Origin of the sequence: Neoactinobaculum massilliense (assembly GCF_900604955.1) — a bacterium.
In the GTDB taxonomy this organism is placed as follows: domain Bacteria; phylum Actinomycetota; class Actinomycetes; order Actinomycetales; family Actinomycetaceae; genus Neoactinobaculum; species Neoactinobaculum massilliense.
Window position 1 is genome coordinate 454,858 of record NZ_UWPE01000001.1, and the last position, 22,925, is coordinate 477,782.

Sequence of the window (22,925 nt, forward strand, 5' to 3'; positions counted from 1 at the left end):
GCATTAAAGGCCTTTAAAGCGTGGACGAGCGAATGAACGGGAGAGAGGGCAGCCCGGGTTTGGCGCACAAAAAGGGCGCGCCCGAAGGCGCGCCCTTTTCATATTAAAAGTTACGCAACAGCGCGACGCTGCACCTTGCCAGCCTTGAGGCAGGACGTGCAAACGTTGAGACGCTTGGGCGCACCATTCACGGTGGTACGCACATGCTGGATATTCGGATTCCAGCGGCGGTTCGTGCGGCGGTGGGAGTGAGAGACGCTCTTCCCGAAGCTCGGACGCTTGCCGCAGATGTCACACACAGAGGCCACGGTTTACTCCTTCTAAGCTTTCCCTCGCCCGGACTTCCCGGCGAGCAACCCTGCGATTCTAGCGCGGTCAAGTGAAGATGCGCCACCCATGGCGGGTGGTGTTCGGCACGCTGGCATAACCGGCCCGGCCCGTGCGCCCGCCACGTGTCGGAGCGGGCGGCTAGGATCCGTGCAGAGGAGGTTAGGGACAACTGCGCTTGGTGCGCCGCTGTTGGGCCGGAAGGAGGCGCATATGGATGCCGTTGCGAGTGATGCGTGGACGGCGCGAACCACCCCACTTGCGCACCTCTTGGGTAAACGGACAGCGGCGCAGCTGGAACGCCTGGGCCTCCATACGGCGGAGGATCTGGCGCTTGATTTCCCATTCCGCTACACGCGTCGCGGTGAGCTTATGCCCATCGCCGGTGTGCGCGAAGGCGAAGCGGTAACAGTGGTGGCGCGCGTGCTGGATGCCAGTATGCGCCCCATGCATCAGCGCCGTGGCTTCATCCTGAATGTGTCCGTCACGGACGGAACCCAAGCGCTTGAACTGACATTTTTCGGTAGAAATCCGCGGCCTCTCAAATTCCACGAATCACGCCTTCAGCCGGGCGTCATAGCCACGTTTTCTGGCACCGTGGGCTCCTATCGCGGTGAACTTCAGCTTACCCACCCCGATTACGAGCTGGTGGAGGAGCCCGGCGCTGTGGATGCGGAGCGTCTGGCCCAGCCGATAGGTATCTACCACGGCACGGAAAAGCTGCCTTCCTGGAAAGTCGCGAAGGCGGTGGCCACCGTGCTGCCTACGCTCTCAGCGCAGGATTTCCCGGATCCGCTCCCTGCCACGTATCGGGCGGATCACGAACTTCCCGAGCTATTTGAGGCGATCTGTACACTTCACCGGCCGGAGTCAGATGAGGCCTGGCAGCGGGCACAGCGCCGATTCAAGCATGAAGAAGCCTTCGTACTGCAGGCCGCCCTGGCCACCCGAGCGGAACAGGTGAAAGCGAGGGCCGCCACCGCGTTCCCGGTTCACCCGGGCGGATTGGTTGATCGGTTCGATGCCGCCCTTCCGTTCACCCTCACGGCCGGTCAGCGCAGGGTGGGTGCAGAGATCAGTGATGACCTCGCCTCGACCCGTCCTATGCAGCGGCTCCTGCAGGGGGATGTGGGTTCCGGTAAAACGGTGGTGGCCCTGCGCGCCATGCTTCAGGTGCTGGACGGTGGGGGCCAGGCTGCCCTGCTGGCGCCCACGGAGGTGCTGGCTTACCAGCATCTGGACACGATTCGCAAGCTGCTCGGCCCGCTCGAATGGGGCGCAGGTCCGGATGGGGTGCGGGTAGAAATCCTGACGGGATCACTCGCCGCTTCCCAGCGTCGCACCACGCTCGCGCACTTGGCCGGCGGGACGCCCGCGATCGTCGTCGGCACACACGCACTTCTCTCCGACGCCGTTCAACTCCCCTACCTTGGGCTCGCCGTTATTGATGAGCAACATCGCTTCGGCGTGGATCAACGCGCCCAATTTTCCCGCGGCGCCCACACGCTTGTCATGACGGCCACGCCCATCCCGCGCACCATCGCCATGAGCGCATTTGGTGATCTCGACGTGTCCACGCTCACGGAACTGCCGGCCGGCCGCACCGGGGTCACCACCACGATCGTGCCCGCCTTCAAGCGTGCCTGGATGGACCGGGTATGGGAGCGCGCGGCGGAGGAGGTGCGCGGAGGTAGCCGCGTGTTCGTCGTGTGCCCGCGGATTAGCGATGACCGGGGCTCGGAACAGGGGAGCAGTACTCTGGTGGGTGACGCCGCGTCTGATTCCGCTAGCGGCGTGTTGTTCGACGACGCCGATGCCGCGTCTCTTGCGTCCGTTGAGGGGGTGTCAGGCTTCCTGCGCACGCTCCCCGCATTGGCTGGGATCGGTGTTGGTGTGCTGCACGGCCGCATGTCTGCCGAGGAGAAGACCGCGCAGATGGAGCGATTTGTGAGCGGCGTTGAACCCGTGCTCGTCTCCACCACGGTGATTGAAGTGGGAGTGGACGTGCCGGATGCCACGCTCATGGTGATTATGGATGCAGATTTCTTCGGCCTCTCCCAGCTCCACCAGCTGCGCGGTCGGATTGGACGCGGGGTGAAACCGGGGCTCTGCCTGGCGGTGACTCGTTCGGCCGCCTCCACCCTGGCCGGTCAGCGTCTCGCGGCCTTCGCGGCCACGGCGGACGGATTCAAGCTGGCGGAGAAGGACCTGGAGTTGCGCAGTGAGGGAGACGTGCTGGGTAGCAGTCAATCCGGCACCGGCTCCCACCTGCATTTTCTCTCCGTCCGAAAAGACGAAGAAATCATTGCAACGGCGCGGGAAGCCGCCCGGACGCTGGTTGGGGAAGATCCTGCCCTCGTCTCCCAGCCCGCGCTGGCGGAGGCCGTGGCGCGCCTGGATACTGAACGCGCTGAGTATATGGAGAAGGACTAATGACCAGAATTGTGGCCGGTAGCGCCAAGGGTGTCACCCTGCGGGTACCCAGGTCCGGAACTCGGCCCACCTCGGAGAAAGTGCGCGAAGCGCTGGTGGGTTCCCTCGAGCACCGGGGCTATATCTCAGGATGCCGGGTGGCTGACCTATTTGCCGGCTCGGGAGCGGTGGCACTCGAGGCCAAAAGTCGGGGCGCTGCCGCCGTGGTGGCCGTGGAGGCCGCGCGCCAAGCCGCGGATGTGATTCATGCCAACGCTCGCGCAACGGGCCTGGATATTGCCATTAGGCGCGAAAAGGCAGAGACCTGGGCGGCCGGATACAGCGGGGCGGCCTTCGATCTCATCTTCCTCGACCCGCCCTACGCCTATCCCGAGGCTAAGCTCGCCGCCCTACTCGCCGCTCTGGGCGAGCACCTCGAGGCCGATGGCGCCGTCGTCGTCGAACGGGATTCGCATTCCCCCGAACCCACCTGGCCCACTGGATGGGAGCTACTGGACGCCCGCAGTTTCGGGGATACACGCGTGTGGACGGCGCGACCGGATAGGGTGGAGGCATGACAATTGCCGTGTGCCCGGGCTCGTTTGACCCGGTAACCTATGGCCACCTCGACGTATTTGCGCGCGCGGCCAAAATGTTTGACCAGGTGATCGCGCTGGTGGGTGTTAACGCATCCAAGCAGGCTCTGTTTAGTGCTGAGGAACGGGTGCGGCTCATCACCGAATGTTTACCCGAAGGCAGTAACGTGCGGGCGGACGCCACGGACGGCCTGGTAGTGGACTACTGCGTGAATGTGGGTGCCACCGCCATCGTTAAGGGGCTGCGCGGCGGCGCGGACCTGGCCGATGAGCGCTCCATGGCCCTCCTCAACCGGGAACTCACGGGCATTGACACCGTCTTTGTGCTGGGGGATGCGAGGCTGGAACACGTGGCCTCCTCCCTGGTCAAGGATGTGGCCCGTCACGGTGGCAATATTGATTCATTCGTTCCTCCCGCCGTGGCGCGGGCGCTAAAGAAGGAGTTCCAGTGAGTGAGAACGCCAACATTGATTCCGTGGTGGACATTCTGGACCAGATCATTGATCTGGTGAGTAACGCGCGCGGCGTACCCATGTCCGCCTCCGTGATTGTCAATAAGTCGGAGTTATTGGACCTGGCGCAGGCGGCCCGGGACCAGGTACCCGCGCAGGTGGTGCGGGCTGACGGCGTGCTTGCCTCCCTTGACAAGGTGCGGGGTGAGGCGGAGGCGAACGCCGCTGAGATTCGGAGTAATGCGCAGGCGGAGGCCGAACGAATTGTGGCCGAGGCGCGTGCGCGTGCGGGGCGGCTGACCTCGGCGGACGCCATTACGGTGGCCGCTCGCTCCGAAGCACAGCGCATCACCGATGAAGCGAAGGGACAGGCGGAGGCGCTGCGTGCCGGAGCGGACAAGTATGCGGATGATACGCTGGCGGATCTTGAGGTGCGAGTAAGCGCGCTGGGCCGGGACATCACGGACCTTGATCGGAAGGTATGGACCCATGTGGATGCCGCCCTTCACCAGATCACGTCGGGCCGCGACGTGTTGGCCGGGCGTGGACAGGAGGAGCCCGACGAGGAGCCGGCACAGTAGCGTGCACCGTCACCCGCGGGTCACTATCGGTGGACCGGCCGGCAGGCATTATGATGGGCCGGCTGTATTGCGGTGGCCGATCGGTTGAACCCGAACAGGACGCTAATCCGGCGGCGTAGTAGTGCCGGAGCAAAAACTTACGGCGGGGCGCGGCCTCGGCCGGAAAGGGGAGCACATGGAACAGCTCACCGTGACACTTGTGGATCTGCCACGCGCAGACGGTAGCAGGAAGCACGTGGATATTGATGCGCCGGCGCCCGCGAACCTGGGGGCCGAGCTTATCGGCGTTCCGGAGGGCACGTCCATGCACGTGGTAGCCGATCTGGTTGCCGTGGAGGGCGGCGTATATGTGACCGGCACCGTGGAAGCCACCGTAGAGGGGCAGTGCTCGCGCTGTCTGCGTGAGATTCGCGAGGACGTGGTGCGGGAGATTTCGGATCTCGCGTACTATCCCGCGCACCGGGAAAAGCTCATTGCTCAGGGCGATGACGACGCCGAGGATCACGCGGTCATCTCGGGCGAGGAACTGGATTTGGAGCCCATTATTCGCGATGCCGTGGTGCTCGGCCTCCCGTTCCGGCCGCTGTGCCGCCCCGATTGCGCGGGACTGTGCCCCGTGTGTGGGGAGCGCCTTGATGATCTTCCGGCGGACCACCACCATGATGTGACGCCACTACAATCAGACATTCTGGACCAGCTGGAGGCCCAGCTTCGGGAGGATACAGATGAGTGATCGCGAACTACTGGAACGCTGGGGCGCGGAGATTTCCCACCCGCTACTGCGGCGCGCCCTGACGCACCGGTCTTTCGCCTATGAACACGATGAGCCGCATAACGAGCGCTTGGAATTTCTTGGAGATTCCGTGCTAGGACTCATCATTGCGGAGAAAGTATTCCGGGAATTCCCGCACGCCACCGAGGGTGATATGTCCCGGATGAAAACCTACGCGGTGTCGGAGAAGGCACTCGCGGATGTGGCGCGAGCGCTTGACCTGGGGCCGTTTATCCGGCTGGGTAAAGGGGAAAAGCAGAGCGGCGGGGACAGGAAAGATTCAATCCTCTCCGACACCGTCGAATCGCTCATAGCGGCCACCTACCTGGAGAACGGCATGGAGGTGGCGCGCCGCGTTGTGGATCGGCTCCTCAACCAGAAGATCCAGGACGCCTCCGTGCTGGGGCCGAACCTCGATTGGCAGACATCCTTTGAAGAGCGGGCTCACGCCAGGGGCATGGAGGGCACGCTCGAATTCGACATCACCTCCCGGGGACCGGATCATGCCCGCGTGTTCACCGCCGTGGCGCACATGGGTGGCCGCACGTGGGGTAGCGGTGAGGGCACCTCGCAGAAGCATGCGCGTCACAAGGCGGCGGAAGCTTCGTTCCGGCTCATTGCGGCCGAGGACGCCGCCGCAGTCGAGGATGCCGCCGCGGGGAAGGATGCACCGGCTACGGACGGTCAGCACGGAGGCGACTAGGTGCCTGAACTACCCGAGGTCGAGTCGGTGCGTCGCGGATTGGCGCATCACCTGGCCGGCCGCCGCATCACGGATGTACGCACCATGGGCTCTCGCGTGATTCGGCATTCGCCGGCCGGGCTGGGGGAGTTTATCGGGCAACGGGTAACCGACGTGGTACGCCGCGGCAAGTTCCTCTGGGTTACCTTCGGTGGCGCGCGGACACTGGTGGCGCATCTCGGCATGTCCGGGCAGTTCCGCCTGGATGGTGGCGATTTTCGTCACACTCGCGCCGAATTCACGCTCGATGATCACGTCCGCCTTTTCTTCGTGGATCAGCGCACGTTCGGATATCTCGCGGCCGACACCCTGATACCCACCCCGGATGGAGCACCGGGAGGCGCCGGGACACACCTGGCCGCGGTGCCTGCGCGCGTGGCGCATATTGCCCGAGATCCACTGGATCCCGCCTTCGACGTCGTCCCGTTTGCGGTGAGTATCCGGGCCTCGCGGTCCACGATTAAGCAGCTCCTGCTGGATCAGAAGCGGGTAAGCGGCGTGGGGAACATCTATGCGGATGAGGCACTGTGGCACGCCCAGCTCAACCCGCACCAGCGCGGGCGGACCCTTCAAGAGGCAGAGGCGTATCGGCTGGTGGAGGCGCTGCGGGATGTGCTCGGTGCGGCGCTCAAGGCCGGAGGCACCTCCTTCGACGAGCTCTACGTCAATGTGAACGGTGAATCCGGCTATTTCGCCCGAAGCTTACGGGCCTACGGGCGTGCGGGCCTGCCGTGCCAGCGCTGCGGAAACTTAATGCGGCGGGACGTGATAGGTGGACGCTCAGCCACGTACTGTAGGGCGTGTCAACCATTACGACGTCGGGTGGGCCAGTAGCGGGGCTCTCCTGGTACTATGAAGCGCGTTTGGGAGGGGCGATTTTGAGCATTCGTGTGATGATCATTGATGATCATGAAGTAGTCCGGCGTGGGATCGCGGAGGTTATCGATCGCGCCGATGATCTTGAAGTGGTGGCGGAAGCCGGCACGGTGAAGGAGGCCGTGGCGCGCGGACAGTTAATGAAGCCGGATGTGGCGCTGGTGGACCTGCGCCTACCGGACGGAACGGGCCTGGACGTGATCGAGCGCTTCAAGGCACTGTCGCCGGACACCAAGGCAATTGTGTTGACGTCCTTTAACGACGACGATGCGCTCGCGGAGTCCCTTGAAGCCGGGGCTCGGGCATACATGCTGAAGTCGGTGCGCGGCGCGGACATTGTGGACAACATCCGGGCCGTTGCCGAGGGACGCGTACTCCTTGATGAGAAGATGGTGGCCCGGCGGCGCGCCGAGTCCAATGACCCGACCGCGGATCTCACCCCCGCGGAGCGGAAGGTTCTGGATCTCATCGGGGATGGCCTATCGAACCGGGAGATCGGGGAGAGGCTGGGCGTGGCGGAGAAAACCGTCAAGAATCACATCACATCCCTGCTGGCCAAGATGGGCTTCCAGCGGCGTACACAGGTGGCCGCGTGGGTGGCTGCTCAGCGTGCTTCCGGGTGGCGATCGGTTCAGTAGTGGTGCTGGGGCCGGCCGCTCTGTGAATGGTTTGACCGGCCCCGGTAACCTACGCGATACCCGCGGTCCAGCGGATCGATGTGCCATGCCCGTGTTCACCGGGCGAAATCGAGAAGGAACCACGATGACGCCGTGCGCGAGCGGCTAGATTAGACAGCCCGGAGCGGCGGCCCACCTCGGTGATGCCTTTTCCGTTATCCGTGATAATGATTTCCGCGTGCGAGTCCTCAATGGTGATGGTGACGGAGACGGCGGTGGCATGTGCATGCCGGGCCACATTCGAGAGGCCTTCCCGCACCACCGCTACGATGTCATCAGCGAGATCACTGCCCACCGTGTCATCCAGGTGTGTTCCGGTATCCGGTCCCACGGGTTCACCCTGCAGGGTCATGGTGACCGACGGTTCGAAGCCCATGGACATGGTGGCCGTGGTGTACTCGTGGCTGAGACGCCGCATCAGCGGCACGGTGGCGCTGGGATCACGAAGCGAGTAGATAATCTGGCGGATCTGCGTAACCGACTCATTGATAGAACTAATGGCGCTATCTAGCCCGGCCACCACAGATCCGGGCACTGCCCGTTGCGCTGCCAGATCCTCGCGGGTAGCTGCCAACTGCATGCCCGAGGCGAATAGCTGCTGGATGGCAAAATCATGGAGATCGCGCGAAATCTTAGCACGATCCTCAATCTGCGCGGCCGTCGCCTCCGTTTGGCGGGCGCCCGCCAGCGCCAATGCGAGTGTGGCCTGCTTCGCCACACTTTCGGCCATCGCGAGATTGGCCAAATCATATTCAGGCCGGCCCTGAGCCCGTACCAGGAGGATCATGCCGCGTGATTCTCCGCGCGCCGCGAGAGGCACGGCCATGGCGGGGCCAAAGTGGCGCAGGGGCTCGGGTACGTCCTCGTTGTTCTTGAGGGAAGCCTCAATGGAGCCGGTGCCGTCCCGTGCCATGGTGCGCAAAGAGGTGTCCGGCGGGAATGGAAGCCCCAGTAGCGACGCGGTATCCGCGCCATCGGCAAATTCGCTCAACCACATCTCTCCAAGGGAGGGAAGCACAATAATCGCTACCTCGGATTGGGAGACACGGCGCATCTCCTTGGCAATGAGCTGGAAGGCATCCTCCTCTTCCGAGCCTTCCAGCAGGGCCGTTGTGATGGCGCGACTAGCGGCGATCCATTGGGCGCGAGAATTAGATTCGGCATAGAGCCGGGCATTTTCCATCGCGATGGCCGCAGCTTTTCCTACCACGGTGAGCGCGGCGACGTCGTCGTCCGTGAAGGGCTGCGTGCGCGTTAGAGCTAGGGTGGCGAAGGATGGTCCGTGATAGGTGAGCGCAATTGACACCACTCGGTACTCATCCGCCAGTGCAGCGCCCTCCAGGGGCGGAACGAAATGGTCCTTCAGCCGGCCCTGAGTGGTGTGGAGCGCGCCGCCACCCGCGTACATGAATTGAGCTGGTCTGCCTCGGGAATCAAGCAGGGCGATACCGGCTGTATCCGCGTCTGTCAGCGTCAGGGCAGCATCCAGTAGCGCCTGATAGACGGCCTGCGTGTCGAGACGAGATGTGAGGTCAAGGACACGGGACAGGACGGTGGTGAGACGTTCAGCATTTTCCTTCATAGCAACTCTTGTCCCGCGGACCAGGCGTAGGCCTCGTCGCGTGCGAGTAGTTCGGCGTGTGTGCCATGATCCCGGATCCGCGTGCCCGTATCGGTGCGTTCCAGCAGAATCACCTCGTCTGCCACATCCAATGAGGAGAGGCGGTGAGTGGCGAGTATAACCGTGCGTCCGCGACCTTCACGTTTGCCAGCTAGCAGCAGGTCCCGAATGAGACGATCCGCGGTTTCACCATCGAGATGCTCACCGGGCTCATCGAGGAGAAGGAATTCGGCGGGGGAGGCAAGGGCGCGCGCCAACAGCAGACGGCGCCGCTCGCCACCGGAGATCGTGGCGCCTTCCTCTCCAAGCATTGTATGGACGCCATCGGGAAGCTCAGATAGCCAGGTGCCCAGACCTACCTGTACTAGGTAGGTGACGGCCTCGCGTTCAGTGACATCCGGCCGCGCGGCGCGCAGGTTTTCCAACACGGTAGTTTGGAAAATATGTGCGTCCTCGGCCGTGAGCGAGAGCGTACGCGATACGTCGGCGCGGGACAGTGCGGCAATTGTGCGGCCATCGAGTGTCACACTACCGCTGACCGGGTGCAGCATGCCGGCGAGCGTATAGAGGAGAGTGGATTTACCCACGCCGGAGCGGCCAACGATGGCCACCGTTTTCCCGCGTTCAAACGTGAAATCGAAGGGGCCGCCCACCGGTGGGTAGCCCGGCCAGCCGATCCTGGCGTCCCGTGCAAGCAGGCCGGCGCGGGTGGCTGGTGCCGCCGTGGTGGGCGTGGCGGCGGCCGGGGCTGAAGGAGTCGCCGGCCGGGCAGGCGTGGCGGGCTCGGTGAGCACGAACGACTCGGTGAGTGCGGACGGCGTGACGGGGTCGGCCCCCTCCGGGGTGGCCGAATCGAGCAGTTCCATAATGCGGGATGCCGCCTTGGCGCTGTGCACCAACTGGATGGCGCCCTCGGGGAGCTGCTCAATGGCCTCATAGGCGGCTAGTGGGGTGAGCACGCAGACGGCCAGTTCGGTGGCGGCCAGGGTACCGCCGGCGAACTGAAGTACGCCAATAAGAATGGCAGCCGCTACTGAAATACCCATGCATATCGTCTGCAGGGCCTTGGCGGCGGCCTGCGGGCGGGCGGCCGCGTCACGGTGCCTGAAAATACGTGACTCGGTCGCGGCAAGCGCATCTTCCATCCGGCCGAGATACCCGGAAACACGCAGTTCCGAGGGCGAATCCAGCATGGTGAGGGCGTGGGCGGATACCTCCGCTAGATCCTCCACCTGTGCCTCTTCAGCAATCCGTGCGCCCTTGGCCGCCAGCATGGGGCCAACCACGCCGGAGCAAATCAGGCAGGCGGCCAGGATCAGCCCGATGAGTGGAGAGAGCGCGCCCACGATAACGCAGGAAACCAGGGATACAACGATGGCCACGAACGCTGGCTGAATCGCTTTGACCACCACGTCACCAACGGCGTCCACGTCGCGTCCCGTGCGGTCTAGGAGGTCGCCGCGGGACAGTGCGGACACGCTATCCGTGGAGGAATTTGCCAGTGTTTCATACACATGCGTGCGCAGGTGGGACATGCCGTAAAGTGCAACGCGGTGCGAGGAGAGCCGATTGATGTACCGGAGGACGGCTTTTGATACGCCGAGGGCGCGCACAGCGGTGGTGGCCACGGATAGTTGCAGCACGGGTGGCATCTGGGAGGCGCGTGTAATGAGCCAAGCGGATACGGCGGAGAGTCCGACGGCGGACGAGAGTCCAGCTGATCCAGCCGCCACGGACCAGGCGAATCCGGCCTTATCCACATCGAGTGCGTCAATGGAGCGCTTGAGTGCGGTGCGCTCGGAGCGTGGAAGAATCATTAGACCTCCGTTTCAGCGGGCTGGGCAACGGGAGCGGCCGTCACGTCCACCACGTTGTCCGCGATGGCGATGAGCGCGGCACGGTGCGCGATGACCAGCACCGTTCTGCCCTGGGCCCGGAGCTGTTCAACGGCACGCACCACGTGTGCTTCGGACGCAGCATCCAAATGCGCGGACGGTTCGTCGAGGATGACGAACCGCCTGTCAGAAAGAAGAGCGCGCGTGAGCGCGAGGCGTTGCCGCTGACCTACAGAGAGTCCGACGCCGCCCTGCCCCACGCGCGCATTCCAGCGTTCGGGCAGGGCATCGAGGACCTCGGTGAATCCGGTCAGTGAGGCGGCATCCTCGGCAGCCTCGGTAACGATGCCGCCCTCTACCACGTTGTCCGCCACGGTACCAGGAACGATTGCCGGGCGTTGCGGGATCCAGGCCATTTGCGCCCAGAGGGAGGAACGGGCAATGGATCCGAGGGGTAATCCTCCCACGATTACCGCGCCACCGGTGGGATCCACAAAACGCTCGAGAACGGCGGCGGTGGTGGATTTACCGGCGCCCGAGGGACCGCGCAGTGCGGTGATTTGGCCGGGAGTGATAGTGACGGTGAGGTGAGCGGGGGCAATGGTGTCGCGGCCGGGCGCGCGCACGGTGAGGTCCTCGATGCGGATAGTGGCCGAGGCGAGATCCGGCGCATCCATGGTGCCATCCGCCACCAGGTCATCCTGCTCCAGCACAGCAAAGGCCGCATTGGATGCGGCCACACCGTTGGCCGAGGCATGGAACTGCGTCCCAACCTCTCGGATAGGGTTAAACACTTCCGGGGTGAGCATGATGATGGCGAGCCCCACGAACAGGCCCATATGTCCGCTCACCATGCGCAGTCCCACCTCCACCGCCACGATGGCTGTTGACAGCGTGGTAAGGAATTCGAGTACGCCGCCGGAGAGGAAGGCTACATAGAGCGTCTGCATGGTTTTGCTGGCGTAGTCATCACCGAGTTGGCGCACGCGCCGCGCGGGCCCCTTCTCACGGCCGAGCGCCTTGAGTGTGGCGAGCCCGCCGAGCAGGTCGAGGAGCTGCTGGCCGAGCCGCTGCATGGAGGCCAGGCGTTCCGCGGAGAAAGATTCGGTGAGCCGGCCGATGAGCACCATGAACAGTGGAACGAGCGGAATACACACGATAATCGCGACGGCGGACACCCAGTCCATGCAGAGAATGACGATGAGACACAGCGGGGTAGCCGTGACGGAGAGGATTAACTGGGGGAGGAATTTAACGAAATACGTTTCGAGATCATCCAGGCCTGAGGTCACCAGTGACACGGTGGACGTGGTGTTTCCGCCTCCTAGCCACCGTTCGCCAAGATCACCCGCGCGTTTCACGACGGCGGCGCGCAGCCTGGCAATAGTACGCAAGGCAGCGCGGTGTCCGAGCGACTCACGGCAATAGATAAGGAGTGAGCGCACGAGGAAAACGGTCAGGGTGAGGATGCCAAATAATGCGCCGTGCTGCCAGGGCTGATCGCCGTCAATAACCGGGCTGATGGCCCATGCAATGAGGATGCACTGGGCGATAATCAGCGCCGTCTCCAGCATGCCGCTGCCGGCAAGAATGCGCACATAGCGGCGGGTATCCGCCCCGAATTTTAACAGGCGGGGATCCAGAGGTTTCACCGTTCTCCTTTCGCTCTCGCTATCCTACTGGGCCGCTCCGACGACGACGTGACATCCAGCAGTACCGCGTTCGGGCATAAAAATGCGGGCGGCCACAGCCGCCCGCATTTAATAACGCTAGCTGAGCTCGAACTGGCGCACCTTCTTCGGTTCGAGTCCAACGGGCTCAACCGGGATGGTGGCAGGATCGATCCGCTTGCGGAATACCGAATACGCCCAGATCGTGTAGGCGAGCACGATCGGCACGAAGATCACCGTGGCGATCGTCATGACGCCCTGGGTGGGCCGGCTGGCGGCCGCCTGAGCAATCGTCTGGGAATAGGCCGGATCAATAGAGGATTTCATCGTGTACGGAGCCATGGAGATGAAGATGAACACCACGGCCATGGCGATTGCCGCGAAGTGCGCGGCAAAGGCCTTAATTTCCTGCCCCTTGAAGATCCACAGATCAGCGAGGAGGAGGGAAACCGCGGCCAGCGCCAGCGGGAGCAGCGCCCAGGCGGAGCCGGAGTAGGCGAAGAACGCCCACAGGGCCCACACGGCCGTTAGAACGGTGGCAATCGGCGCCCACACGCGGGCCAGCTTGGTGGCGCGCTCCTGAAGTTCACCGCTGGTCTTAATGGCCACAAACAGCGCGCCGTGCGAGGCGAACAGGGACATCGTCACCAGGCCGGCCAGAATGGTGAACGGGGTAAGCAGAGACCAGAAGCCACCGGTGAGGTAGTGCTGGTTATCCGCGAGAGCCTGCCACGTCACATCGGAGGCCGGCAGGGCGTGGAAGGCGCCCTCGGCGTCGTACTGACCCACTTCGATACGCATGCCCTGCACCAGGTTTCCGAAGGCAACGCCCCACAGGATGGAGACGATCCACGCCGAGCCGGTGTGCAACTTGTCCCAGGTGCGACGCCACGTGGTTGTCCGAATCGTCTTGCGCCATTCGAGTGCGCAAATGCGGATGATCAGGCACAGCAGAATGAGAATGAGGGCGATGTACATGCCGGAGAACATGGTGGCGTACCACTCGGGGAAAGCCGCAAAGGTGGCACCGCCTGCCGTCAGGAGCCACACCTCGTTGCCGTCCCAGTGCGGGCCGATGGCGTTGAGAGTGGCGCGCCGTTCGCGCTCATTGCGCGGGAGCGAATTGAGGTGCATGCCCACGCCGAAATCGAAGCCCTCAAGGGTGAGGTATCCGATCCAGAGCACGCAGATAAGAATGAACCAGAGGGTATTGAGTCCTGTTTGTTCCATGACTGCCTCCTAGTACACGAATTCCGGCGTGGCTGCCGAATCATATTCGACAACCTTCTTGCGGGTATTGATGCCCTCACGCGTGTAGCGCGCCAGGAGCCAGATCCAGACGATGCCGAGTGCCGTGTACAGCACGGTGAAGGCGGTGAGCGAGAACGCCACCGAGCCAGCACCCACCGAGTGGGATACACCCATGTTGGTCATGAGGAACACGCCGTCCAGTTCGCTCGGGTATACGACCCAGGGCTGACGGCCGATCTCCGTCATAATCCAGCCCGCGGAGTTAGCAATGAATGGCAGTGGCACCATCCACAGCCAGAACACGCCCCAGCCATGGGACCGGATCAAACGGTCACCGCGCAGGGCGATGAGGCCCACGAGCGTGATAAGGAAGCCCAGCATGCCCACGCCCACCATGACGCGGAAGCCCCAATAGACAGGCATCATGCTCGGACGGAAGTCTGCGTTGGCATAGGTGTCCGCGTACTTCTGCTGCAACTCGCTGTTCACCTGGGAGAGCTGCTGGACTCGGTCGCGCACCTGCTGGTTCGCGTCGTCGATGGAGATAAGCGTGGACTCAGGCCCGGAGAAGTGGTTCGTCATCATGAAGGACTCAAGGCCATCCCAGGGCAGGTAGACGGACTTCGGATTCTCGCAGTCGCTGGAGAACATCATGAGCGAGAGACGAGCGCTGTCCTCGGTGGTGCACACGCCCATCATGGCCGAGGCCTTGGTGGGCTGAATCTCGCCAAGGTGCTGGCCCATAAGGTGGCCGGAGCCGATGGCGAAGATGGAGGCAATGAGGCCGAACCACAGGCCCACGCGGGTGGCGGGCTTCCAGTATTCGCGTGCCTCGGTTTCGCTGCCGGTGAGCTTGATTGAGCGCTGCATCCACCAGATGCCGAAGCCTGCGACCAGGATGCCAGCCAGCATGAGGGAGGCGGCAATGGTGTGTACGAACGTGAGCTGCCACGTGGTGCCGAATAGCTTGAGGAAGCCGCTCATACCGTCCAGCTCAGCGCGGCCGGTCTCCATATTAATAACGGCGCCCTGCGGATCCTGCATAAAGGAATTTGCGGCCAGGATGAATGCGGCGGAGAAGAACGTGCCAAAGGCAAATAGCCAGATCGTGGCATTGTGTACCTTCGCGGAGAGCCGCCCGCGGCCGAAGATCCATAGGCCGAGGAACGTGGACTCGAGGAAGAAGGCGAGTAGCGCTTCAAAGGCCAGCGGTGCGCCGAAGATGTCGCCGACAAAGCGGGAGTACTCGGACCAGTTGAGGCCGAACTGGAATTCCTGCACAATTCCCGTGGCTACACCCAGCGCGAAATTAATGAGCAGAATCTTGCCGAAGAAATCGGTAATACGCTGCCACTTGGGGTCACCCGACTTGCGGGCTTTGGTTTGCATTGTTGCGACGATGAATGCAAGTCCGATAGTCAGCGGTACCTGTAGCCAGTGGTACACAGTTGTGACACCGAATTGCCATCGCGCGAGGGTGAGGGCGTCCACCTTGTCACCTTTCGATTGGATTGCCTTATGACAGCTCACGACGGGGTGAGCTGATTCCGTGGAAGTCCAATATGGGCCCGCGGAGTCATATGAATCTTACAAGCTCTCACCTGATTTGGACTGATAAGAAGCCCTTTTGATTTCGTGGCGAGTAATAGAAATGCCGCGTTTGCGACGCCGTGTCGCACCGGTGGCTTTAGTCCCGGGACTAAAGTCCCTCGTTGGTGCACGCCATGGTGAGGCGTGCCGTTGCGGGGCAGAGGTGGGTTGGTCCGTGTAGACTCTTCCTAGGTTTCGGGCTGGTCCGCATCTGCCCGAGCGTGCGCCCTCTTCTGCGCACGAAGAAAGCTTTTGCGTGGTGTACACGCGTTCGGCGCGGTGGCCGGGGATGCGGCCGGACAGCGTGCCAGGGAAGTGAATATATGTCAGAGTCAGTGGAAACACCCGCGTTCGCGGTTAATCTCTCCGCGCCGCTGTTCCAGGAACCAGATCTCGCAAATGCGATTTATGTACCGGCGGCGGAGCCGGAACCGGTGGAGGAACCTGAGGCACGTGAGGACCGGCCGCGTCGGCGTCGTGAAGAACGGCGAGAGGAAGCCGAGGAAGATAGTTCGCATACGCGGGAGGTAAAGCGTACGCGTCGGCGGCGCGTCTTGACGGAAGAGCCGGCATCGGACGAAGTGTTGGCCCCCAAGGGGTCCACGCGGCTTGCTGCCAAGCGTCAGCGGCGTCGTGCCGGCCGGCAGGCGGAACGGAGCCAACACGCGGTGACCGAGAGCGAATACATCGCCCGGCATGAGGTCATTAAACGTGAAATGCTGGTCCGCGAAAAGGACGGCCTCAACCAGATTGCCGTACTTGAAGATGACGTGCTGGTGGAGCACTACGTTGCTAAGCGCACGGAAGTGTCCATGGTGGGAAATATTTATCTGGGTCGCGTGCAGAATGTACTGCCGTCCATGGAGGCCGCGTTCGTCGATATTGGCGCACGCCGCAATGCGGTGCTCTACGCCGGTGAGGTGAATTGGGAAGCGGCCGGCGTGTCCCGGAAAAATCGGCGCATTGAGAATGCGCTAAAGAGCGGGGACCCGGTACTGGTGCAGGTGACCAAGGATCCCATCGGCCATAAGGGTGCCCGGCTCACGGCGCAGATTACCCTGGCGGGACGTCATTTGGTGCTGGTGCCGGGGCGTAAATCCACCGGCATTTCACGCAAGCTTCTGGAGAAGGAACGGCGCCGTCTCAAGACCATCCTCAAAGAGGTGCTGCCTGAGGATCAGGGCGCGATTGTGCGCACGGCCGCGGAGGGGGCCACTCGCGAACAACTCGAAGAGGACGTCAACCGGCTCGTGGCCACCTGGAACACCATCCAGGAGAAGGCGAAGAATGGTAAGGCGGCGCCCGTGTGTCTGCGTGCGGAACCGGAACTCGCCGTACGTGTGGTGCGTGACGTGTTCAATGAGGATTTCGATTCGCTCCAGGTGCAGGGAGAGGAAACCTGGACCACTATTTCGGAGTACGTGAAGGAGATGTCTCCGGAGCTTGCGGACCGCGTAAGCAAGTGGACGGGTACGGGTGATATTTTCACCGAGCGCCGGGTGGACGAGCAACTCGCGAAAGCATTCGACCGGAAGGTGTGGCTCCCCAGCGGTGGCACGCTCATTATCGATCGCACTGAGGCGATGACGGTGATTGACGTGAACACCGGTAAGTTCACGGGCAGTGGCGGGTCGCTTGAGGAGACGGTCACCAAGAATAATTTGGAGGCTGCCGAGGAGATTGTGCGCCAGCTGCGCCTGCGGGATATTGGCGGCATCGTGGTGGTGGACTTCATCGACATGGTGCTGGAGCAGAATCGCGATCTGGTCCACCGGCGTCTGCTCGAGTGCCTGGCGCGGGATCGCACGCGTCACCAGGTGTCCGAGGTGACTTCGCTCGGTCTTATTCAGATGACCCGCAAGCGTGTGGGGCAGGGGCTGGTCGAGGCGTTCTCCACCACCTGCGAGGCCTGCGATGGACGTGGCTACATCATTCACGATCATCCGGTGGAGCGTGACGAAGGACGCCACAAGCGCACTCGCAAGAGCGCGCGCGAGGAAAAGCAGCGTGATGCTACCCGTGCGGCGATGAATTCCATTGCGGCTGCCACACACGCGGAGGATGAGGAAAAGCCTGCGGAGGAAAAAACGGCGACGTCCTCGACGCCTGCGGATTCCCATGCTTCCGAGGTAAAGGACTCGGCGGCGTCGGCGGGCGAGACTCACTCCGGGTTGAAGGACCAGCCCACCTCGAAGAATTCGGGGGAGCCGGACGCGAAGAATGCGCGTGGTGAAGCTGAAGGTGCCGACGCCGAAGCCCCGGCAGCTAAGAAGCCGGCTAGGAAGCGGGGAACGGAGAAGTCCAGCGCCAAGAAGACGGGTAAGCGCTCGGTTCGTAAGGCTGGCCGCGGCGCCAAAGAGCCTGTTGCTGAGACGGGTACGGATGAGAATTCGGATGGTAAGGCTTCGACGTCGCGGCGTCGCGGGCATCGCGCCGTCGTATTTTCTGGCACCGTGACCCCGAAGTCGAGCGGCGGGCAACGCATTACCGTCACTACCGCAGCACCGAGCGCGGGAGTGAAGGCCGTGAAGACCTCCGGTAAGGCCCGGCGGGCGGTTTCTTCGCGAGGCGTCATCTCAACCGCGCGGTAGGGGTGAGCGGCGCCCGACGCACCGGGGCGCCGCTCATGTGGATGTCGTGCGGTCCGAGCCATGTGGATGCCCGCTGCGAGCCGGCGCAGTGTGCAACGCCACCCATTTCAGGCGGCTGTAACGGGTGGCGAGAGTGGGCCGTGATCGGTAATATGGAATGCCGGTGCCCGGTTTTTATAGGGCTTTCAATCTCTCAATGCAACAGGAGCAGAATGTACGCGATCGTTAAGGCGGGTGGCCGTCAGGAAAAGGTATCCGTCGGGTCCATCGTGGTCATGGATAAGGTGGCGGGCGAAGCCGGGGATACGGTGGAACTTGAGCCCATCATGCTCGTGGATGGCGAAACGGTCACTACTCACACGGACGCCAAGGTGACGGCGGAGATCATCGGGCCGGAGAAGGGGCCGAAGATCAACATCGTTAAGTTCAAGAACAAGACGGGTTACCGCAAGCGCATGGGTCATCGCGAACAGCTGACCCGCGTCAAGATCACCGAAATCAAGTAGCGCCCTGCGCACAAGTTAAAGAAGGTTTTGAGATGGCACATAAGAAGGGTGGAAGCTCCACCAGCAACGGCCGCGACTCAAATGCCCAGCACCTGGGCGTCAAGCGTTACGGCGGTCAGTTCGTGAAGGCCGGCGAAATCCTGGTGCGCCAGCGCGGCACCAAGTTCCACCCGGGCCGTAACGTGGGCCGCGGCAGCGATGACACGCTGTTCGCCCGTGAAACCGGCACGGTGAAGTTCGTGATGCGCCGCGACCATAAGACGGTCGACGTGCTTCCGGTTGAGCCGGTAGCCGCGGAAGCCTAGTCGGCTCCAGCATCGAGGGTGGTGGGCATGTGCCTACCACCCTTTTATTATGTGCACTACCGGGCGGCGCCAGCCCGGCAAGAACAACAAGGAGAACAATGGCCAGCTTTATCGATCACGTGACGCTTCACCTGGCGGCCGGCAACGGCGGCAACGGGGTGGCGTCGGTTAAGCGCGAGAAGTACAAGCCTCTGGGCGGCCCGGATGGCGCCAACGGGGGCAACGGCGGATCCATTATTTTGGAGGTGGATCAGCAGGTTTCCTCCCTGCTAGACCTCCACTTCCAGCCCCATCAGAAGGCAGCCAACGGCGAGCCGGGCGGTGGCGATTTCCAGCGGGGAAAGAATGGACCGGACCTTATTCTCAAGGTGCCCTCGGGTACGGTGGTAAAAACGCCGGCGGGTGAGCCGCTGGCGGACCTGGTGGTGCCCGGCGATCAATTCGTCGCCGCCCGGGGCGGAGCCGGCGGGTTGGGTAATGCGGCACTTGCCACGCAGAAGCGCAAGGCCCCGGGGTTTGCGCTACTGGGTGAGCCGGGGCAGGAGGTCGACGTCGTCCTGGAGCTCAAGCTGGTGGCGGACGTGGCACTGGTGGGCTTCCCCTCGGCCGGTAAGTCCTCGCTCGTCTCGGTACTGTCTGCGGCCAAGCCAAAGATTGCGGACTATCCATTTACCACCCTCGTTCCAAACCTCGGTGTTGTCATGGCGGGGGATTCGCGCTTTACGATCGCGGATGTGCCGGGGCTCATCCCGGGTGCCTCCGAGGGTAAGGGACTTGGGCTCGAGTTTCTCCGTCATATCGAGCGTTGCTCCGTCATTGTGCACGTCATTGACTGTGCCACCCTCGAGCCCGGCCGGGATCCGAAATCCGATATGGAGGCGCTGGAAGCCGAGTTGGCCAGCTACGCGGACCGCGTCCAAGCGACCCCCGGTCTCCCGCCGCTCATGGAACGCCCCCGGGTGGTGGTGCTCAACAAGATGGACGTCCCCGAAGCGCGGGAACTGGCGGACATGGTGACGGAGTCCTTCGTGGGGATGCCCGTGGTGAAGGTGTCCACTGCGACACACGAGGGCCTTGACTCGCTCAAGTACCTGCTGGCGGAGATTGTTTCGGCTGCTCACGCGGCCATGCCGGCCCCGGAGCCCGGCCATGTGGTGCTGCATCCGGCCGCGCAGGATACGGGTGGCTTCACCGTGAAGCGCGCACATCATGATGGCCAGGATTTCTGGCAGGTGCGTGGGCGCAAGCCTGAGCGCTGGGTGCTGCAGACCGATTTCAATAATGACGAAGCGGTGGGCTATCTGGCGGACCGACTCGCCACGCTGGGTATTGAGGACCGCCTGGTGAAGCAGGGTGCGAAGGCCGGTGACATGGTGGTGATTGGCCCGGCGGATGGTGGTTTCGTATTCGACTGGGAGCCGAACGTTGGCTCGGCGGCCGAGGTGCTGGGCGCCCGTGGTGAAGATGAGCGTCTGCGTGGTGAAGCGCGCCGGACCAACCAGGAGCGCCGCGTCCAGTACAAGGAGATGATGGATGCGAAGGCGCGCGCCCGGGAGAATCTCGCACGCGAGCGAGAGGCGGGCATCTGGACGGATCCGGGGGAGTCGGACTAGTAGCCGTGCGTCGGTGATGGGCGGTGCGGGGCAGCACCGCCCGGCGTCGCCGTTGGTTTTACCGCAGCCATTGACTTGGACGCTGACAGAAGGTCCGGTAGTGGATGGTGCGGACCGGGAATATACTGGCCGCGATGCCTCAAGCACGTAAGAGTGAAGTTTTGCACGGACATGTCTGAAGACTTGCTGAATGTGCTTACGGAGCCGTAACTTAGTTCTGTCTCGTCACGAGCGAGATATTCCTGCACAGAGTGCTGAGTGGATTGGCTGAGCAGCATCAAGGGTGACACCCACCCGGATACTTGAAAGCCTTTCGTTTTCGGTTGCCTTCGCCACCATAGAAGGGACCCGATGGCCACACGGTGCTCCGCTGTGAATGTGTGAATAATGTCTGTACAGCTCTCCACGCAACCGGCGTCCCGGTGCGCAACGCGTGCTGCCGCCTACTTTGGTGTTGATCTATCCGTGCTGGGTGCCCATGATGATGGGTGCCCGGAGCCAGGCGCGGATCGGGATCCCATGGCCTATGCGAAGGTCCATGAGATCGCTAGCTGCGCCGCCGCCTCCGCCCAGGGTGGCCTTGATTTTATTGCTTTGAGTGCGGATTTCCGGCTGCGCGCAGCGGCATTTGCCGGATCCGGGCACTCCGATGCCGCGGAATTCGGTACGCGTCTGCTTGGCGGCGGATACGCGGGTGGCGCGTCCGTGGGTGTCGATGCCACCCCCGAGGCAATTCAGGGTGCCGCATATAAGCTTGCGGGTATGGCCCACGGTGTGGTGGCCCTGGAGATCCGCGTTGATCGCTTTACGAAGCTGGATCAGTTGGTGGACGCTATCGCCTACGCCCACGCGCACGCGGTAGCCATTACGGCATGCGTTCACGCCGACGAATTTTTCACGCTCAACGTTCCCAAGCTCACGGCGCTGGTGGATGTGATTCGTCTGCGCACGACAGACCAGCGGCGCGCACGCGAAGTGTGCGCGGAGGTGCATGCGGCGGCCGGCGAACGGACGGTGCGGGTGCTGCTAGAAGTGGGCGTTACGATTTCCGCCACGCGTCGCTCCGCTATTGAACGTGCCCGGCTCATCGAGTCCATGACGGGCCAGCGTCCCTTCTCCACTCAGATTGCGTGCGTAGGTACCGTATACGACGCCGCAGACACGGCCGAGCGCCTCGTAGGTAACGGTTGCGCGGATGGCATCGTGTTCCTTCCGGCGTCTGTACAGACGGATTTGGCTTCGCTCATCCGTGGCGTGCTTCCGCTGCTGCGGGCGCGAGCAGCCCTCGAAGATGAGGATGCGCAGGCGTAGCGCTGCAGTTTATGAATGGGGCGCCCCGCGGGGCGCCCAAAATTTTCCGCAGGAGTGGTTTTACTCTGCGGCCGCCGCCTTCTCCTGCTCAGCGATTTTGGCGCGCACCTCGTCCATATCCAACGCCTGCACCTGATCGATGAGATCCTCTAGTTTGGATCCGGACAGGGCCCCAGCCTGCGAGAACACACGAATGCCGTCGCGGAACACCATGAGCGTGGGGATGGCCTGAATCTTGAAGGCCGCCGCCAGATCCTGGTTTGCATCCGTATCTACCTTGCCGAAGGTAATATCCGCGTGCTTTTCCGAGGCCTTGGCGTAGATGGGACCGAATGCGCGGCACGGACCACACCAGGATGCCCAGAAGTCCAGGAGCACGGTGCCGTCTTTTACGATGTCGTTAAAATTCTGCGAGGTGACCTCGGTGGTTGCCATGGTGGCATTCCTTTCTTCGGAGTTCGTCAATGGCCCAACGTTCGGCCAAGCGGGTATATTCCGGGGATGCGCGCTGCACCGGCACGCAGGGAGGAGCTGCCATGGTGGCGGAAGAAAATCTGCAGATTCCATTTGAGGGCAAGCGTCGCCGTCGGCGTATCGGAGTTATGGGCGGCACGTTTGACCCGATCCACCATGGGCATCTGGTGGCGGCCTCTGAGGTGCAGTATGAGTTCGATCTTGATGAGGTGGTGTTCGTACCCACCGGCAGGCCCGCATTCAAGATTAGGACGCAGGTGACGGCAGCGGAGCACCGGTATCTCATGAGTGTGATTGCCACGGCGTCGAACTCAAAGTTCACGGTGTCCCGCGTGGACATTGAACGCCCGGGTGTGACATACACAATCGATACGCTCCGTGACCTTCACCGGCTCTACCCGGATGCTGACCTGTATTTCATTACGGGTGCGGATGCGCTCGCCGAGATCCTCAAGTGGAAGGACACGGAGGAACTATGGAAATTGGCCACCTTTGTGGGCGTAACGCGGCCCGGACACCGGCTGGATGCGTCCGGATTGCCACGCGGCGTGGTGCGGCTGGTGGAGGTGCCGGCACTGGCCATTTCTTCGACTGATATCCGGCAGCGCGTGCATGAGGGTAAGCCCATTTGGTACCTGGTGCCGGACGGGGTGGCCCAGCACATTCGCAAGTACAATCTTTATCAGGATTAGAGCGGGTAGGCTGAGAGGCCGTAACTGATGA

General features: G+C 62.8%; 21 protein-coding genes. 14 read left to right on the forward strand and 7 right to left on the reverse strand.

Annotated elements, in window-relative coordinates:
- Positions 1–110: 110 nt before the first annotated feature.
- A complete protein-coding gene (gene rpmB / locus EIH27_RS02025; RefSeq protein ID WP_124039318.1) occupies positions 111–308 on the reverse strand; it encodes a 50S ribosomal protein L28 in 198 nt (65 codons plus the stop codon).
- A 232-nt stretch (positions 309–540) separates the two neighbouring features.
- Here rpmB and EIH27_RS02030 point away from each other — a divergent pair, with 232 nt between their 5' ends.
- From EIH27_RS02030 to EIH27_RS02065, 8 genes are all read left to right on the forward strand, one after another.
- Positions 541–2,760 carry an ATP-dependent DNA helicase RecG gene (locus EIH27_RS02030; RefSeq protein WP_124039319.1) on the forward strand — a complete coding sequence of 740 codons (2,220 nt, stop codon included), beginning with the start codon at positions 541–543 and terminating at the stop codon, positions 2,758–2,760.
- The gene (locus EIH27_RS02035) at positions 2,760–3,317 is read left to right on the forward strand and encodes an RsmD family RNA methyltransferase (protein ID WP_124039320.1); all 558 of its coding nucleotides are present in this window, start codon (positions 2,760–2,762) and stop codon (positions 3,315–3,317) included. Before EIH27_RS02030 ends, EIH27_RS02035 begins: the two co-directional genes overlap by 1 nt.
- Complete coding sequence (gene coaD, locus EIH27_RS02040) at positions 3,314–3,787, forward strand: pantetheine-phosphate adenylyltransferase (RefSeq protein WP_124039321.1); 474 nt, start codon at positions 3,314–3,316, stop codon at positions 3,785–3,787. The genes EIH27_RS02035 and coaD overlap by 4 nt, the downstream gene beginning before the upstream one ends.
- Positions 3,784–4,368, forward strand: coding sequence for an ATP synthase subunit B family protein (locus EIH27_RS02045; RefSeq protein WP_124039322.1), 585 nt, complete (start codon positions 3,784–3,786; stop codon positions 4,366–4,368). The genes coaD and EIH27_RS02045 overlap by 4 nt, the downstream gene beginning before the upstream one ends.
- A gap of 175 nt (positions 4,369–4,543) precedes the next feature.
- A complete protein-coding gene (locus EIH27_RS02050) occupies positions 4,544–5,101 on the forward strand; it encodes a YceD family protein (RefSeq protein ID WP_124039323.1) in 558 nt (185 codons plus the stop codon).
- A complete protein-coding gene (rnc, locus tag EIH27_RS02055) occupies positions 5,094–5,843 on the forward strand; it encodes a ribonuclease III (protein WP_124039324.1) in 750 nt (249 codons plus the stop codon). Before EIH27_RS02050 ends, rnc begins: the two co-directional genes overlap by 8 nt.
- The gene (gene mutM, locus EIH27_RS02060) at positions 5,844–6,716 is read left to right on the forward strand and encodes a bifunctional DNA-formamidopyrimidine glycosylase/DNA-(apurinic or apyrimidinic site) lyase (protein ID WP_124039325.1); all 873 of its coding nucleotides are present in this window, start codon (positions 5,844–5,846) and stop codon (positions 6,714–6,716) included.
- A gap of 59 nt (positions 6,717–6,775) precedes the next feature.
- Positions 6,776–7,396: a response regulator gene (locus tag EIH27_RS02065; protein WP_124040100.1), complete on the forward strand. Its 621-nt coding sequence runs from the start codon at positions 6,776–6,778 to the stop codon at positions 7,394–7,396.
- A gap of 49 nt (positions 7,397–7,445) precedes the next feature.
- Here the strand turns inward: EIH27_RS02065 and EIH27_RS02070 are convergent, their stop codons facing one another.
- From EIH27_RS02070 to EIH27_RS02090, 5 genes are all read right to left on the reverse strand, one after another.
- A complete protein-coding gene (locus tag EIH27_RS02070; RefSeq protein WP_124039326.1) occupies positions 7,446–9,017 on the reverse strand; it encodes a GAF domain-containing sensor histidine kinase in 1,572 nt (523 codons plus the stop codon).
- Complete coding sequence (gene cydC, locus EIH27_RS02075; protein WP_124039327.1) at positions 9,014–10,873, reverse strand: thiol reductant ABC exporter subunit CydC; 1,860 nt, start codon at positions 10,871–10,873, stop codon at positions 9,014–9,016. The genes EIH27_RS02070 and cydC overlap by 4 nt, the downstream gene beginning before the upstream one ends.
- Positions 10,873–12,543: a thiol reductant ABC exporter subunit CydD gene (gene cydD, locus EIH27_RS02080; protein ID WP_124039328.1), complete on the reverse strand. Its 1,671-nt coding sequence runs from the start codon at positions 12,541–12,543 to the stop codon at positions 10,873–10,875. Before cydD ends, cydC begins: the two co-directional genes overlap by 1 nt.
- A 117-nt stretch (positions 12,544–12,660) precedes the next feature.
- Positions 12,661–13,791, reverse strand: a complete 1,131-nt coding sequence (gene cydB / locus EIH27_RS02085; RefSeq protein ID WP_124039329.1) for a cytochrome d ubiquinol oxidase subunit II — start codon at positions 13,789–13,791, stop codon at positions 12,661–12,663.
- Positions 13,792–13,800: 9 nt separating this feature from the next.
- Positions 13,801–15,303 carry a cytochrome ubiquinol oxidase subunit I gene (locus EIH27_RS02090; RefSeq protein WP_124040101.1) on the reverse strand — a complete coding sequence of 501 codons (1,503 nt, stop codon included), beginning with the start codon at positions 15,301–15,303 and terminating at the stop codon, positions 13,801–13,803.
- A 422-nt stretch (positions 15,304–15,725) separates the two neighbouring features.
- On the opposite strand from EIH27_RS02090, the gene EIH27_RS02095 reads away from it, so the two are divergent.
- The 5 genes from EIH27_RS02095 to EIH27_RS02115 all read left to right on the forward strand — a co-directional run bounded on the left by EIH27_RS02095 (position 15,726) and on the right by EIH27_RS02115 (position 21,728).
- A complete protein-coding gene (locus EIH27_RS02095; RefSeq protein ID WP_241152934.1) occupies positions 15,726–17,993 on the forward strand; it encodes an Rne/Rng family ribonuclease in 2,268 nt (755 codons plus the stop codon).
- Between the two features lie 212 nt (positions 17,994–18,205).
- Positions 18,206–18,499 carry a 50S ribosomal protein L21 gene (rplU, locus tag EIH27_RS02100; RefSeq protein ID WP_124039331.1) on the forward strand — a complete coding sequence of 98 codons (294 nt, stop codon included), beginning with the start codon at positions 18,206–18,208 and terminating at the stop codon, positions 18,497–18,499.
- Positions 18,500–18,531: 32 nt separating this feature from the next.
- Positions 18,532–18,804 (forward strand): 50S ribosomal protein L27, encoded by a 273-nt coding sequence (rpmA, locus tag EIH27_RS02105; protein ID WP_124039332.1) that lies wholly within the window; start codon positions 18,532–18,534, stop codon positions 18,802–18,804.
- A gap of 98 nt (positions 18,805–18,902) precedes the next feature.
- Positions 18,903–20,417, forward strand: coding sequence for a GTPase ObgE (gene obgE, locus EIH27_RS02110; RefSeq protein ID WP_124039333.1), 1,515 nt, complete (start codon positions 18,903–18,905; stop codon positions 20,415–20,417).
- Between the two features lie 387 nt (positions 20,418–20,804).
- A complete protein-coding gene (locus tag EIH27_RS02115; RefSeq protein WP_124039334.1) occupies positions 20,805–21,728 on the forward strand; it encodes a hypothetical protein in 924 nt (307 codons plus the stop codon).
- A gap of 60 nt (positions 21,729–21,788) precedes the next feature.
- Here EIH27_RS02115 and trxA read toward each other — a convergent pair whose 3' ends face one another.
- Positions 21,789–22,163, reverse strand: a complete 375-nt coding sequence (trxA, locus tag EIH27_RS02120; protein WP_124039335.1) for a thioredoxin — start codon at positions 22,161–22,163, stop codon at positions 21,789–21,791.
- 101 nt (positions 22,164–22,264) lie between these two features.
- On the opposite strand from trxA, the gene nadD reads away from it, so the two are divergent.
- A complete protein-coding gene (gene nadD / locus EIH27_RS02125; protein ID WP_124039336.1) occupies positions 22,265–22,894 on the forward strand; it encodes a nicotinate-nucleotide adenylyltransferase in 630 nt (209 codons plus the stop codon).
- The last annotated feature ends 31 nt before the right edge of the window (positions 22,895–22,925 follow it).